This is a genomic window from Acinetobacter sp. SM34, assembly GCF_022012365.1.
Lineage (GTDB): Bacteria > Pseudomonadota > Gammaproteobacteria > Pseudomonadales > Moraxellaceae > Acinetobacter.
This window is the reverse complement of record NZ_JAKLTP010000014.1, coordinates 67845-81241: the sequence shown is the minus strand read 5'-3', so window position 1 is coordinate 81241 and position 13397 is coordinate 67845. Positions and strand designations below refer to the sequence as shown.

The following is a 13397-nucleotide window of genomic DNA, read 5'->3' as shown; positions in this document are numbered from 1 at the left end:
GCTTTATGAAGGTAAGAATCTTATTAAAAAATTACACTTCATTATGAGGCAAAACAAATTCCACATCACTACGATGCCCATTTTTCATGAGTGAAAGTGCGATGCTTAAAGGTGGAGCTCCCTCAAAAATCACATCATATAAGGCACTGGTAATTGGCATATACACATCCAATTCTTCCGAACGGCTGCGCACCTGTACAATGGTATTAATCCCTTCAGCGGTTTGACCCAATTCTTTAGTGGCCTGCTCCAGACTTTTACCAGAACCCAGGGCAAACCCAACTTGATAGTTACGGCTGAGCGGACTATTACAGGTGGCAAACAAATCACCCACGCCTGATAAACCAAGAAAAGTCAGAGGATTTGCACCCAACTTCACTGCAAAACGGCTCATTTCTGCCAGTGCACGGGTTAAAATCATGCTCTTGGTGTTTTCACCCACCTTATAAGCAGCAGCCATACCCATGGCAACAGCATAGATATTTTTTAACGCCCCACCCAGCTCCACACCATGCACATCATCGCTACCAAAAACCCGGAACAATGCACTATGCAATGCTTGCTGTACGGCATAACGCACCAGTTCCGATTGGCTGGCAATCACCGTTCCTGCAGGTTGTCCGGCCATAATTTCCTTGGCCAGGTTTGGTCCTGAAAGTACACCATACGGAACCTGAGGCAATTCCTCACGAATAATATCGCTCATAAAATGGAAAGTTTTTGCCTCAATCCCTTTGGTCAAGGAAATAACGGCCTGCGAAGTAATAAAAGGCTTAATTTGTTTCAGTACATCGCGAAAAGAATGGCTCGGAATAGCCACTAAAATAATGTCACGATCACAAACGGCAGTTTCCAGATCCGAAACTGCCTTTAAACCCGGTTCCAAAACAAAATCGGGTAAATAGCGTTTATTGATATGGGTCTGGTTAATTTCTGCTGCTGCCGCTTCATCACGAATCCAGATCATGGTATCGCAACCATTACGTACCGCAGTATTGGCCATAGCAGTACCAAAACTACCACCCCCTAATACCGTTACACGCAAAGCCGTTTTTTGATCGATTGCAACTGGTTCAACAAGATCTGAAAATTTCAACTCTGACATTATTTTTATATCTCAACTCATGATTTAATACAGTTATTTGTTCCAATAACTGACATAATTTTGTGTATCCACTGCTGTACGCGCTGGAATCGCTTTCGCTGCGGTTCCAATATAAATAATTCCAGAAATTAAATCATCTTCTGATAGTCCCAGGCTTCGCTTAAACAATGGCGACTCAACCACCGCCCCACTACGCCACATGGTTGAAAAGCCTTGTACCTGTAAAGACAATAAGAAGTTTTCTATTGCCGCGCCTGAACTTAAGGTTTGTTCAAAATTAGGCACTTTAGGATGGGGCTGAAATTGGGTTAATGCCAAAACCAGCAGCGGTGCACGAAATGGATGATTTTTTACCCGATCCAATTGAGCGGGATCAGTTTCACCCAAATCCGCCAAAGCTCTGGAGAGCAACTCACCAAAAGCTTCACGCTGATCACTCGGAATCACCACAAACCGGGTAGGCTTTAAACGGTGATGATCTGGTGCAGTCAAAGCCGACTGAAAGGCTTTCTCCAGTTGCTCTGCATTCGGCGCAGGCTCAACCAAATGCCCAATCGACTGACGTTGATGAATATTTTGATGAACCGTGTCTACCGCTGAATCCGTCATTGACTTTGATATCTGTGTACTAAATATTTCATCAAGATTAGCATAATCTCGTTCAGATACTCTAGAGCGTTGAGTGAATGTCTACTCCACAATAGCCAACTTAACCAACTTTCAGTCACAGAGAGTTCATATAAAGCTGCATATTTCATACAAGTCCTTCAAAAATCATTCAAAAAATCATGTTCAAATAATTCAAACTCTTTTTAAAACAATCTCAGGGGAAAAAGATGAAACAAGTTTTTGCACTCGCTTCAACAGCTGCCGTTGCTCTCACCCTCACCGCATGTGCATCCAATCCAACCACATCATTAGCTGTGCAAAAAGAAAATAATCAATATGAAGTGACAGGTATCGGTAAAAGCAGTTTAATTTCTAAAAATAATGCGATTACCGCAGCCAATAACACTTGTGGTAAAAAAGCCACCCCTGTCATCGTGAATGAAAAAACTGAATACAATGGCGCCTTAAAAGGTGTAGTTGATGAAAAAACCGGACAAATGATTCAGGCTGCAACCACGGTACTTGGCACCTTGGCTGGCAAAAGCGGCAGTCTGGCACGTGATGAAGACTATCAAACTGTCCTAACCTTTACTTGTCGAGCCAACTAAAGTTTCTAATAAGGGTCTATCTCAGCTTATTCACTCAATAAAATGTCTAGATCAAGAAGCAAAAAAAGCCGCTTATTGAAGCGGCTTTTGGTTTACATGTTATTTAACACTTAGATTAACATCTTAAAATTAACAGTAACCTTCTAAACGGGTTAAAGGTAATTTCTGGCCAATGGCCTTTTCAATTTCCGGAAGATAGAACGCATCATCTTCAGACAAGAAACTGATACTCACGCCACTGGTTCCCGCACGACCGGTACGGCCAATACGATGGACATAGTCATCCGACTGTTCAGGCAAGGTAAAGTTAATCACATGCGAAACGCCATCCACATGAATACCACGACCTGCCACATCGGTTGCGATCATAATATTGTGTTGACCATTCTTAAACTGGTCCAGCATTTTCAAGCGTTTGTCCTGTGCAATTTCACCAGACAGCATCACCACTTTATAACCGTCTTTTTTCAGGTGATCATAAAGCTTACGTACTTGATCACGACGATTGGCAAAGATCATGACTTTTTCAATCGGTTCATCACGTAAGATTTCTTGCAACAACTTATATTTATCTGTTTTAGCAACCATATAAACGCGTTGCTCTACATCAGCATTGGTTTTCTTTTCCGGCTCAATTTCTACAGTCACCGGTTCGAACAACCACTGCTGCGCCAGGTTCAACACATCATAGCTAAAAGTTGCAGAGAACATTAAGGTTTGACGTTGTTCTTTACGCGGAGAAAAACGCACAATACGTTTTACCGATGGAATAAAGCCCATATCCAGTAAACGGTCTGCTTCATCAATCACCAAAAATTCAATCTGGTCCAGCCAGACTTCTTTTTGTTCAACGAAATCAATTAAACGGCCTGGAGTCGCCACAATAATATCGACAAAATTTTTATCTAGCTGTGCTTTCTGCTTATCAAAATCTACCCCACCCAGCAAAGTCACCAGATGCAGATCGGTAAATTTGGTAAGCTCCTTGGCATCACTTTCAATCTGTAAAGCCAGCTCACGTGTAGGTGCAAGAATCAATGCACGCGCTTCACCACGAAAACGCTGTTGTTTGATCGGATTATTCAGCAAATCGTTAATCACGCTGACCAGAAAAGCCGCTGTTTTTCCCGTACCGGTTTGTGCACGACCAATGGCATCATGTCCAGCCAAAGTGAATTTTAAAACCTTTTCCTGAATAGGTGTCATTTCTTTGAAACCTAAAGCATCAATTGCCTGTTTCAGTTTCGGATGTAAATTTAAGGTTTCAAAACCAGATGACATATAAATGTGCTCTAACTTAATGATCAGGAAAAATAGGACTCTATTATAAACAAAAACGCCCCAAATTACATTGGGGCGTTCTCATGAATAATCAGGCGATTAGTCTAAAGGTTGCACTTCTTCAGCTTGGAAGCCTTTTTGACCTTTAACTACGCTGAATTCAACACGTTGACCGTCACGAAGTGAACGGTGGCCGTCACCTTGGATAGCGCGGAAATGAACGAATACGTCGTCGCCGCCGTTACGTTGAATAAAGCCGAAGCCTTTAGTGTCGTTGAACCATTTAACTACGCCTTGTTCACGAGCTGTCATAAGTTAATCCTCATTGTATTTAATTAAAGGACCACCCGGTGTTGCAAACAGCAGAGTAAACAAGGTTTAAAAATAATTATTATTTCTAAGCTTGTAATCATTCTGTATTACTATTAACAAAATCCCGGTTACATCCATTGCAATATTCAATTTTAAGACACCTGAAATAGTGTCATTAATTTTGAATACGCGACGAGCTTAACACGGGTTTATAACAATTCATACTGTTTTTTTTGATTAATCTTCTTTTTGATTCCGCTTCTTTTTTACTAATTATTTCCTTATTTTAGATAAGTATATTTATGTTTAAGTTATATAATTTTATTGGGCTTTGGCACCAAATTTGCTAATATTTATTTAATGTTAATCAGATATAGAATGTGATGAATGATCTAGCCAATTCAGCAATAATTATTGATGCAATGGGTAAGCCTTGCCCCATGCCATTATTGATGCTTAAGCGAGCGATCAAGAACAAATCAGGCGGCATATTTTTACTCAAATCTTCAGATCCCCATAGTCAGCAAGATGTAAGCCGTTATTGCCAGATACATCAGATGAATTGCAAGATGAGCAAAATTTCTGATTTTGAGTATCACTACTTAATTGAATCTTAATTATTTTCAATTAAACTAGAACGTTTCAAATGTGCATAAAAAATTACATTTCTCTACCCAAAGTTCCTAATTTCATGGAAATATTGGATTAAAATAAATTTATTAAGATGGTTATGTCATCCAACTCTCAAGGAGAACACATGAGTGACAGCAGCAATCAATTGATGCCCCTGTCATTATCGGCACCAGGGGTAAATCTCGGTGCTTATATAAGTACTGTCAATCAGATTCCTATTTTGACGGCTGAACAAGAAAAAGAGTTAGCCGAACGCTATTATTATGACCAAGATTTAGATGCCGCAAAAATGCTGGTAATGTCGCATTTGCGTTTTGTGGTACATATTGCACGTAGCTACGCAGGCTATGGTTTGCCACAAGGCGATCTGATTCAAGAAGGCAACCTGGGCCTGATGAAAGCGGTTAAACGCTTTGACCCGAATATGGGTGTGCGTTTGGTGTCTTTTGCCGTGCATTGGATTAAAGCTGAAATTCATGAATACGTGATTCGTAACTGGCGTATTGTTAAAATTGCCACCACCAAGGCGCAACGTAAATTATTCTTCAATCTACGTAGCCTAAAAAAATCCAGTAAAAAATTAACCCTGGATGAAGCACAATCCATTGCCAATGACTTGAATGTCACACCTGAACAGGTGCTGGAAATGGAAGGTCGTCTAACCGCTTATGATGCTGCCTTTGAAGCACAAGGCGATGACGATGATGAAGGCTCGACCCATGTCGCTCCAGCCTTATATCTGGAAGATAACCGTTACGATCCGGCACGTTTAGCTGAGGAAGAAGACTACGAGGAACAAAGTACTTCTGCCCTGCATGATGCCATGGATCAACTGGATGACCGTTCACGCAACATTTTACAGCGTCGCTGGTTAGATGATGAAAAATCGACATTGCACGAGCTGGCTGCTGAATATAACGTATCTGCCGAGCGTATTCGTCAGTTAGAAAAAAATGCCATGGAAAAAATTAAGGTCGCCATGTCATCTAATTAAGTCTTCCAACTAAGTGATCGAACCGATTTTATGATATTTTGAAAAAAAGGGCTGCGTGCTCTTTTTTTATATAGGCTGCAGGAATGTTGCTTTTTGCCTTTCGTGCAAGTGCCAGAATATGCTAAGTTATGCGCAAATTTACTCAGGTAGTCATTGCTTATGTGGATTGCAATTTCAGCCCTCAATTTAGCTTTTGCTGTCATGCTAGGTGCTTTCGGTGCCCATGGTTTAAAAACACGTGCAACTGAAGCGCAATTGGCATGGTGGCATACCGCAACTGATTATTTTTTCTATCATGCGCTTGGACTTTTGGCGCTTGCCATTTTAGCCAGAGTACTTCCCCAGCTTCCCATTAAAGCAAGTTTTATCCTGATTCAGGTTGGTATTTTCTTTTTCTGTGGCTCACTCTATGTCATGGCCTTGGGCCTACCCCGCGTTTTAGGTGCCATTACCCCGATTGGCGGTGCTTTGATGATTGCAGGCTGGCTGGTATTGGCGTGGAATGCCTTTAAATACGTGAAATAAAATTAAAGGGAAAATAGAGATGCAGATTTATTTAAATGGCGAAGCAAAAAATACCACATGCAGCAATTTATTAGAACTAATTCAAGAGCTTGAACTTGAAGGCAAACGCTTTGCTGTAGAACAGAATGAAATGATCATTTCCAAAAGCAAACTGGCACAAACCCCTATTTGCGCTGAAGATCAAATTGAAATTATTCATGCCGTCGGTGGCGGCTAATTCGGAGCTCCCATGGAAGACACCCCGCTTATAATTGGTTCTCGTACTTTTAATTCACGTTTATTGGTCGGTACAGGTAAATATAAAGATTTAACTGAAACTGACCTGGCTATTCAGGCCAGCGGCGCAGAGATCGTCACGGTTGCCATCCGTCGGGTGAATATCGGCCAGCATCCTGATCAGCCGAATTTGCTTTCTGTCGTTCCACCAGAAAAATATACCATTTTGCCTAATACAGCCGGCTGCTTTGATGCCAACAGCGCAGTACGTACCTGTATGCTGGCACGTGAACTGCTGGATGGGCACAATCTGGTGAAACTGGAAGTACTGGGCGATGAAAAAACCCTTTATCCAAATGTCACTGAAACCTTAAAAGCAGCGCGTACATTAATTGATGATGGCTTTGAGGTTATGGTGTATACATCAGATGACCCGATTATTGCGCAAGAATTAGAGAGCATGGGCTGTGTCGCGATTATGCCTTTAGGTAGCCTGATCGGTTCAGGTTTGGGTATTTTAAATCCGCACACCATTTCGATTATTAAGGAAAATGCCAAAGTTCCGGTATTGGTGGATGCAGGCGTCGGTACAGCGAGTGATGCTGCTATTGCAATGGAATTGGGTTGTGACGGCGTACTCATGAATACTGCCATTGCTGCGGCGCAAAACCCTATCTTAATGGCATCTGCGATGAAAAAAGCGGTTGAAGCCGGACGTGAGGCGTTCCTTGCAGGACGCATGCCGCGTAAACGCGTGGCCAATGCAAGCTCACCTGAAACCGGTTATTTCTTTAAATAAAGTTAAAACCTTAAAAGAAAGGACTTAAAGGAGCACGGCTGTCCCATAATTTGAATCTTATTTTAATACTGAACCAACATGATGATTTGTGATCTTTAAATATTTGATATTTATATTTTTCACAGCCTTGTCTTTTCTTTAAAAGTTTAAATGGCTTTGTGTAGGCTAAACCCTACTTTTGACAGACCAAAAGTAGGCAAAAGTCTTTATTCCCCATACACGACATCCTGTCGTGATGGGGAATGTGTGGCATCCCTGCCACACTCGCGAATCTAATACATGGACTTCAACTACGGGATAGTAGTGCTCAAAGGAGTCCTTTTTTATATTTCAAGAATAATACACTTAATTACTTAAACCCTTTTGCATAATCCGGATTTTGACATTCAGCACATCGTCTTTAACTTGTTGTTGATAGGCTTTCATATGGGGTGTTTGTAAATGAGCATTCAAATGCTCTATACGTTCCCAATGTTCCAACATGGTAATTGAATCAGGTGATTTAGTCTGATAATCAACATCCGATTCATGATCTATTAGTAATTCATAACCGTGACAGCCCTCTTCCTGCAAAACAACAGGTGTTATTTTTCTAAAGGCGTTTAGTACGTTTTCACGATGTTCAGTGCCTGAGCGAATCTGAATATCTGCAATCACAATCAACATGATTTACTCCTTCAACAACCGATCAATTAAGCAAAAACATCCATAAGATGTTGACGGTACTCATGTTCATATTGAGCGACATTGGGCATTTTTATCACATCATTCACGATGAAAGTATCCAAACTTTTCATACCCAAAAATTGATTGGCTTTATGAAAAGGCAGATAAACCCCGTCGACCCCAACGCCATGAAAAAATTGATAAGGGTCATTAAAAGCTTCGATCGGTGCATTCCAGGTTAAGGACAACATATATTTTTTATCGTGGATGAGGCCACCTGAACCATATTTTTTTGATGTATCTGAACGTGATCGGCCATCACTGGCATATAAAGTGCCATGCCCTTCGGTAAAAATTTCATCCATATATTTTTTTACTGTCCACGGTGCACCCATCCACCAGCCTGGCATTTGGTAAATGATGACATCAGCCCAGACATATTTTTGAATTTCCTGCTGAATTTCATAGTCGCTATCGGCACGGGAAATTTTAACGCTATGCCCCAGTTCGCCAAGCACAGTATTTGCCAATTCAGTCAAGGTGTCATTTAACTCGCCATTCGAGTGTGCAAACTGCTTGGCACCATTCACAATCAGGATATTACTCATTCATTCGCCTTTGAGGATTTGTTTTCAGCAACCAATATACTTAAATATTTTATTGATAAAAATTCATAAATTTGCAAAATACTATTGATAAAAAATCAACAATATCATTTTCAAATCCTTCCACTTCTAATAATTTTTAAAACCCCAAAAGCACCCTTAGGTCACTGCTGTCCCATAATTTGAATTTTATTTTAGTACTGAATCAGTATGATGATTTGTTATCTTTAAATATTTGATATTTATATTTTTCACAGCCTTGTCTTTTCTTTAAAAGTTTAAATGGCTTTGTGTAGGCTAAACCCTACTTTTGACAGACCAAAAGTAGGCAAAAGTCTTTTATTCCCCATACACGACATCCTGTCGTGATGGGGAATGTGTGGCATCCCTGCCACACTCGCGAATCCAATACATGGACTTCAACTATGGGACAGCAGCACCCTTAGGTGCTTTTTCAAATCAATTCAATGTAAAAAATTAAGGAATCAAACCTTCATCACGCATGGCAATCTGTACCGATTGGCGTTCTGCCACTTTATTACGCAAGGCAATAATATTCTTATACGGCATTAAGTCATGTTCGATACCATTCGACCAGTTGGTTAATACGAATAAATATGCATCTGCCGGGCCAAAGTTATCATCGACCAGATAATCGTTATCTGACTCGCCAATTGCTTTATCGATATAAGTCAATAAACGGTCGATTTCGGCGTAGGCTTTTTCTTTTGCTTCTTTTTCCAAGGGAGCACCAAAGAAAACCGCATAAGCATCATGTAATTCTGAGTTTAAATATCCCAACCATTCTAGAACTTTGGCACGCCCAAGCCCGGATGGTGGAATCAAATCTTGTTTAGGGTCGTGCTGAGCAAGGAAAGGTAAAATGGCAACGTTTTCAGTAAGGATCAAACCTGGATTAATTTCTAAAGCCGGAACATAACCTTTAGGGTTAATGTCGTAATAATCTGTGCCTTTTTCAGTTTTATGTGTTTTTAAATCAACGCGCTCCAAGTCAAAATCAACATTAATTTCATTTAAAATAATGTGGGATGCCAAAGAACATGCACCTGGAGAATAATAAAGCTTCATACCTGATCCTTGTTATATATCTATTTACTGTTTTAAATTGCTTCTAACAAACTTTCAAGTGATCAAACCTGTAAATTGCAAAAAAGCGTAAATGTATAAAAATCACTTACCTTTTGAATATTGTATAAATCACGCATATTTTCAATTCAAACTGTTATGCATTTTTTATTAAACTTGTTTTAACATACGCATCTTTAAAATTTGATGAAATCAATTCGTGTGATTAGCCTTAAAAAAGAACAATGGTTTTCCAATATCCGTAGCGATGTATTGGCCGGATTGGTGGTCGGTTTAGCCTTAATTCCCGAATCCATCGCTTTTTCAGCTATCGCTGGGGTTGATCCACAGGTAGGCTTATACGCCTCTTTCTGTATAGCAGTATCAATTGCATTTTTTGGTGGTCGCCCTGCGATGATCTCTGCTGCCACGGGTGCCATGGCTTTGCTGATGATTACCCTGGTGAAAGATCATGGGCTGCAATATTTACTTGCGGCCACGATTTTAACCGGGATCATTCAGGTGATTGCTGCCTATTTTAAAGTTGCAAAACTGATGCGCTTTGTCTCGCAGTCGGTGGTTTATGGTTTTTTGAATGCCCTCGCCATTTTGATTTTTGCTGCACAGCTGCCAGAAATCGGCAAGATGGATAGCTTAGGCTATTTATTTATGGCGCTTGGCCTTGGCATTATTTATCTGTTTCCTTATCTGCCCAAAATTGGCAAAGCCATTCCTTCACCTTTAATCTGTATTGTGGTGCTGAGTGGTTTAGCTGTTTTACTGGGTGCCGACATGCGTAGCGTCGGTGATTTAGGACAATTCCCTGATACTTTGCCGATCTTTTTGATTCCAGAAATTCCGCTGAACTTGGAAACCCTGCAAATCATTTTTCCATATTCGATCACTTTAGCCACTGTGGGTTTACTGGAAACCATGATGACTACAACGGTGATTAATGAAGTGACTGAAACTGAAGCTGACCGTCATCAGGAATGTCGCGGTCAAGGGATTGCCAATATTGTCAGTGGTTTTATGGGCGGTATGGCCGGTTGTGCCATGATTGGCCAGTCGATTATTAACGTATCTTCAGGTGCACGTACCCGCCTGTCGACTTTGGTGGCTGGTATGTTCTTGCTCTGCCTGGTCGTTTTCTTAAAAGACTGGCTGGCTTATGTGCCGATGGCGGCATTGGTGGCCATTATGGTGATGGTGGCCTTGACCACTTTCCAATGGGGTTCAGTGAAACAGTTCCGCCAGCATCCTGCTTCATTTAATGTGGTGATGCTTGCTGTGGTGATTGTGGTACTGGCAACGCATAACTTGGCTTTAGGCGTATTGACTGGTGTGCTGCTGTCTGCACTATTCATTATCAACAAGCTGGAAAGTGAAGTGAAAGTACAATCAAGCCTGCACAATAATCAACGCCACTATGTAATTAGCGGTCAAATCTTCTTTAGCAGTTCAGAAAAATTCTTCCAGTTTTTTGACTTTCAGGAACACATTGATCAGGTCACCATTGATCTGACACATGCGCATATTTGGGATATTACTTCGGTGAATATGCTGAATTCCGTGGTACAGAAATTTGAAGCTAAAGGCATACAAACCACTTTGATGGGTTTAAATGAAGCCAGCAGTACCTTGATTGACCGTGTCAGTTCTTAAGTTATAAATTTGAACTGAATCTGAGAGATAAAGCAGCCCATTCAGGCTACTTTTATTTTGGATTTTAAGTACTTAAATAAAATATCCGGCTTGATAAAGTCATATTCTTAAAGATAAATCTGTTATATTGACTATTAAATAAACAGTAATTTAAAAGCGCTTTAGCGCTTTGATATCAATGTATGCCTTTATTTGAGGAAATACGTGATTTTTTAATGGGGAACCTCTGAAATGCAATGCATCTTCAGCCGAAATACATTCAATGTATTCTATTCAACACTAGAAGTCATGGTTTCTTTATCTGAGTCCGATCATAAACTAATATTACAAATTCAGGATAATGGCATCGGCTTTGACCCGGCAACGGTTGAGCAAGGCCTGCACGTTGGCCTGCATAGTATGTGCACCCGAATTTCCCGTATTGGCGGTGAATTTAAAATTGATTCGGAACCTGGTCACACAACCATTCAAGTGATTCTTCCCTTAACGGAAAGCAAGCAGATGACAGCCATGGATTAGCGCATGATTACTGTATGAATCAATACATTATTACAGGGTATCCGGTCTGATTTTCTTTATCATTTCAGATAAATCCAGTTTTTTGATTTTCAACAAAACCTATCAAAAATCGTGATGGATCTGTGTGATGTTTATATATGGGCTATGAACCATGGGGTACAGCAATTTAAAAGCTCAGCATATTGAAGTTGCCGGTTTAAATGAAGCAAGCCAGACTTATTGATTGCTATAATCCACTGTAACTTTGAATTAAAATAACCATGAGATCATCGCTGCTATCGTTTCTATATCCCTCTTACGATAGCCACCTAAAACTAAAAAAATCATAGGCAGCTATATGAATACGAATCACTGGTTGATGTGGGCGATATTATCTGCCTGCTTCGCAGCTTTAACCGCTATTTTTGCTAAAGTCGGTTTACGCCAGGTAGATTCCGATTTAGCCACACTCATTCGCACCGTGATTATTGTATTGGTATTAAGTTTAATGGTTTGGAGATTAGGCAAATGGCAGAATCCCTTATTGCTTTCAGGGAAGACCTGGCTGTTTTTAACTTTATCTGCCTTAGCGACCGGTGCTTCATGGTTGTGTTATTTTCGGGCCCTGCAACTAGGTCAAGCATCTCAGGTTGCACCGATTGATAAGTTCAGCGTAGTTCTGGTGACGGTATTTGCTGTTATTTTTTTAGGTGAACGGCCAAGCGTGCAGGAATATCTGGGTATTGTCCTAATTGCTGTTGGCGTACTCACCATTGCCTTAAAATAAAGTATTTTCTGACCCGCACCGCTTCCATATTTTCTAAGCCAATATTTTACAAAATACGCATTACTCTTAATTTAGTCAAAATATCCTTCCACAGCAGAAATTCTTACAGATTGGTACTTCTTATAATAAATAAGGGCACAACAACTACAAGACACTGCTGTCTTTGTTGCATCTTAAAAATGAAAAAGTTTGACTTGTCAGGCTCAGGACTTAAAATACCGCATTCGAATTTTTTACATTTGCCAAAGTTATGTCGAACGATCAATTAGACCAGCAAGTCGTAGAGCTGGACAACTTGAATGAACATCGTGAAATTGTCACTTTTATGCGTCGTTCATCTCCGCTGAATACCTCTCAACGTACTGCGCTTGAACAATATGGTCACCTAATTTTGGAATATCCGGTGGGTGACTTACGTCAGCAGTTTGAGCACCCTGAACGCCCGCTTACCGTTGAAATTGGTTTTGGTATGGGTCGCTCACTGGTACTCATGGCAAAAGCCAACCCTGAGCGTAACTATGTCGGTATTGAAGTTCATGTTCCGGGTATTGCGCAATGTGTGTATGAAGCCGGTATGGCAGGTCTAACCAACTTACGCTTGCTTGATGCGGATGCCATTCAGGTACTTCGCGAAATGCCAGATAACAGCATTAATGCCGTACAGCTGTATTTCCCTGATCCTTGGCAAAAGAAACGCCATTTCAAACGTCGCTTTGTATCACACGACCGTATGCCACTGGTGGAACAAAAACTGGAAATGGGCGGTACTTTCCACTCAGCGACCGATTGGGAACCGTATGCTGAATGGATGCTCGACGTTTTAGATAACCGTCCAAATCTTGAAAATATGGCAGGCAAAGGCAACAGCTACCCTCGCCCGGACTGGCGTCCGCAAACAAAATTTGAGCGTCGCGGCTTAGAGGAAGGTCATAAAATTAATGACTTCCTGTTTAAGAAAATTGGCTGATTTCGCCTAGACTGGAAATATTACAACCAAAAAGCGCTCAA

General features: G+C 40.8%; 17 protein-coding genes. 10 read left to right on the top strand and 7 right to left on the bottom strand.

Annotation, left to right across the window (positions count from 1 at the left end):
* Positions 1-31 precede the first annotated feature (31 nt).
* Both LZZ98_RS12390 and LZZ98_RS12385 read right to left on the bottom strand, forming a co-directional pair.
* On the bottom strand, positions 32-1105 hold the full coding sequence (locus LZZ98_RS12390) for an NAD(P)H-dependent glycerol-3-phosphate dehydrogenase (protein ID WP_237788109.1): 1074 nt from the start codon (positions 1103-1105) through the stop codon (positions 32-34).
* Positions 1106-1138: 33 nt separating this feature from the next.
* Positions 1139-1714: a nitroreductase family protein gene (locus LZZ98_RS12385; protein WP_237788108.1), complete on the bottom strand. Its 576-nt coding sequence runs from the start codon at positions 1712-1714 to the stop codon at positions 1139-1141.
* Positions 1715-1941: 227 nt separating this feature from the next.
* Here LZZ98_RS12385 and LZZ98_RS12380 point away from each other — a divergent pair, with 227 nt between their 5' ends.
* Positions 1942-2322, top strand: a complete 381-nt coding sequence (locus LZZ98_RS12380) for a hypothetical protein (protein WP_237788107.1) — start codon at positions 1942-1944, stop codon at positions 2320-2322.
* A 129-nt stretch (positions 2323-2451) separates the two neighbouring features.
* On the opposite strand, the gene rhlB is transcribed toward LZZ98_RS12380, so the two are convergent.
* Together rhlB and LZZ98_RS12370 are read right to left on the bottom strand one after the other, a co-directional pair.
* A complete protein-coding gene (gene rhlB / locus LZZ98_RS12375) occupies positions 2452-3603 on the bottom strand; it encodes an ATP-dependent RNA helicase RhlB (RefSeq protein WP_086176047.1) in 1152 nt (383 codons plus the stop codon).
* A gap of 99 nt (positions 3604-3702) precedes the next feature.
* A complete protein-coding gene (locus LZZ98_RS12370; protein ID WP_004648643.1) occupies positions 3703-3915 on the bottom strand; it encodes a cold-shock protein in 213 nt (70 codons plus the stop codon).
* A 383-nt stretch (positions 3916-4298) separates the two neighbouring features.
* Here LZZ98_RS12370 and LZZ98_RS12365 point away from each other — a divergent pair, with 383 nt between their 5' ends.
* The 5 genes from LZZ98_RS12365 (at position 4299) to LZZ98_RS12345 (ending at position 7082) form a co-directional block, all read left to right on the top strand.
* Positions 4299-4532, top strand: a complete 234-nt coding sequence (locus tag LZZ98_RS12365) for a sulfurtransferase TusA family protein (protein ID WP_237788106.1) — start codon at positions 4299-4301, stop codon at positions 4530-4532.
* Positions 4533-4672: 140 nt separating this feature from the next.
* Complete coding sequence (rpoH, locus tag LZZ98_RS12360; RefSeq protein WP_086176049.1) at positions 4673-5542, top strand: RNA polymerase sigma factor RpoH; 870 nt, start codon at positions 4673-4675, stop codon at positions 5540-5542.
* Between the two features lie 159 nt (positions 5543-5701).
* Positions 5702-6067, top strand: a complete 366-nt coding sequence (locus tag LZZ98_RS12355; RefSeq protein WP_237788105.1) for a DUF423 domain-containing protein — start codon at positions 5702-5704, stop codon at positions 6065-6067.
* Between the two features lie 19 nt (positions 6068-6086).
* Positions 6087-6284, top strand: a complete 198-nt coding sequence (gene thiS / locus LZZ98_RS12350; RefSeq protein WP_237788104.1) for a sulfur carrier protein ThiS — start codon at positions 6087-6089, stop codon at positions 6282-6284.
* A gap of 12 nt (positions 6285-6296) precedes the next feature.
* Positions 6297-7082, top strand: coding sequence for a thiazole synthase (locus LZZ98_RS12345; RefSeq protein WP_237788103.1), 786 nt, complete (start codon positions 6297-6299; stop codon positions 7080-7082).
* 345 nt (positions 7083-7427) lie between these two features.
* On the opposite strand, the gene LZZ98_RS12340 is transcribed toward LZZ98_RS12345, so the two are convergent.
* The 3 genes from LZZ98_RS12340 to LZZ98_RS12330 all read right to left on the bottom strand — a co-directional run bounded on the left by LZZ98_RS12340 (position 7428) and on the right by LZZ98_RS12330 (position 9442).
* Positions 7428-7748, bottom strand: a complete 321-nt coding sequence (locus tag LZZ98_RS12340; protein WP_237788102.1) for a putative quinol monooxygenase — start codon at positions 7746-7748, stop codon at positions 7428-7430.
* 26 nt (positions 7749-7774) lie between these two features.
* Positions 7775-8356 (bottom strand): NAD(P)H-dependent oxidoreductase, encoded by a 582-nt coding sequence (locus tag LZZ98_RS12335; protein ID WP_237788101.1) that lies wholly within the window; start codon positions 8354-8356, stop codon positions 7775-7777.
* 474 nt (positions 8357-8830) lie between these two features.
* A complete protein-coding gene (locus LZZ98_RS12330) occupies positions 8831-9442 on the bottom strand; it encodes a glutathione binding-like protein (RefSeq protein WP_237788100.1) in 612 nt (203 codons plus the stop codon).
* Between the two features lie 219 nt (positions 9443-9661).
* Here LZZ98_RS12330 and LZZ98_RS12325 point away from each other — a divergent pair, with 219 nt between their 5' ends.
* From LZZ98_RS12325 to trmB, 4 genes are all read left to right on the top strand, one after another.
* Positions 9662-11104 (top strand): SulP family inorganic anion transporter, encoded by a 1443-nt coding sequence (locus tag LZZ98_RS12325; protein WP_237788139.1) that lies wholly within the window; start codon positions 9662-9664, stop codon positions 11102-11104.
* Positions 11105-11335: 231 nt separating this feature from the next.
* Entirely contained in the window at positions 11336-11623 is a 288-nt protein-coding gene (locus tag LZZ98_RS12320) for a sensor histidine kinase (protein ID WP_237788099.1), read from the top strand.
* Positions 11624-11960: 337 nt separating this feature from the next.
* Positions 11961-12389 (top strand): EamA family transporter, encoded by a 429-nt coding sequence (locus LZZ98_RS12315; RefSeq protein ID WP_237788098.1) that lies wholly within the window; start codon positions 11961-11963, stop codon positions 12387-12389.
* A gap of 250 nt (positions 12390-12639) precedes the next feature.
* Positions 12640-13356: a tRNA (guanosine(46)-N7)-methyltransferase TrmB gene (trmB, locus tag LZZ98_RS12310; RefSeq protein ID WP_237788097.1), complete on the top strand. Its 717-nt coding sequence runs from the start codon at positions 12640-12642 to the stop codon at positions 13354-13356.
* Positions 13357-13397: the final 41 nt, after the last annotated feature.

What these genes read in the sequence shown, in the direction of transcription:
- LZZ98_RS12365 (WP_237788106.1), top strand. Translation starts at nt 4,299, where the DNA reads ATGAATGATCTAGCCAATTCAGCAATAATTATTGATGCAATGGGTAAG.
- LZZ98_RS12315 (WP_237788098.1), top strand. Translation starts at nt 11,961, where the DNA reads ATGAATACGAATCACTGGTTGATGTGGGCGATATTATCTGCCTGCTTC.
- LZZ98_RS12340 (WP_237788102.1), bottom strand. Translation starts at nt 7,748, where the DNA reads ATGTTGATTGTGATTGCAGATATTCAGATTCGCTCAGGCACTGAACAT.
- rpoH (WP_086176049.1), top strand. Translation starts at nt 4,673, where the DNA reads ATGAGTGACAGCAGCAATCAATTGATGCCCCTGTCATTATCGGCACCA.
- LZZ98_RS12345 (WP_237788103.1), top strand. Translation starts at nt 6,297, where the DNA reads ATGGAAGACACCCCGCTTATAATTGGTTCTCGTACTTTTAATTCACGT.
- thiS (WP_237788104.1), top strand. Translation starts at nt 6,087, where the DNA reads ATGCAGATTTATTTAAATGGCGAAGCAAAAAATACCACATGCAGCAAT.
- LZZ98_RS12330 (WP_237788100.1), bottom strand. Translation starts at nt 9,442, where the DNA reads ATGAAGCTTTATTATTCTCCAGGTGCATGTTCTTTGGCATCCCACATT.
- LZZ98_RS12380 (WP_237788107.1), top strand. Translation starts at nt 1,942, where the DNA reads ATGAAACAAGTTTTTGCACTCGCTTCAACAGCTGCCGTTGCTCTCACC.
- LZZ98_RS12370 (WP_004648643.1), bottom strand. Translation starts at nt 3,915, where the DNA reads ATGACAGCTCGTGAACAAGGCGTAGTTAAATGGTTCAACGACACTAAA.
- LZZ98_RS12335 (WP_237788101.1), bottom strand. Translation starts at nt 8,356, where the DNA reads ATGAGTAATATCCTGATTGTGAATGGTGCCAAGCAGTTTGCACACTCG.
- rhlB (WP_086176047.1), bottom strand. Translation starts at nt 3,603, where the DNA reads ATGTCATCTGGTTTTGAAACCTTAAATTTACATCCGAAACTGAAACAG.
- LZZ98_RS12355 (WP_237788105.1), top strand. Translation starts at nt 5,702, where the DNA reads ATGTGGATTGCAATTTCAGCCCTCAATTTAGCTTTTGCTGTCATGCTA.
- trmB (WP_237788097.1), top strand. Translation starts at nt 12,640, where the DNA reads ATGTCGAACGATCAATTAGACCAGCAAGTCGTAGAGCTGGACAACTTG.
- LZZ98_RS12385 (WP_237788108.1), bottom strand. Translation starts at nt 1,714, where the DNA reads ATGACGGATTCAGCGGTAGACACGGTTCATCAAAATATTCATCAACGT.
- LZZ98_RS12390 (WP_237788109.1), bottom strand. Translation starts at nt 1,105, where the DNA reads ATGTCAGAGTTGAAATTTTCAGATCTTGTTGAACCAGTTGCAATCGAT.
- LZZ98_RS12320 (WP_237788099.1), top strand. Translation starts at nt 11,336, where the DNA reads ATGCAATGCATCTTCAGCCGAAATACATTCAATGTATTCTATTCAACA.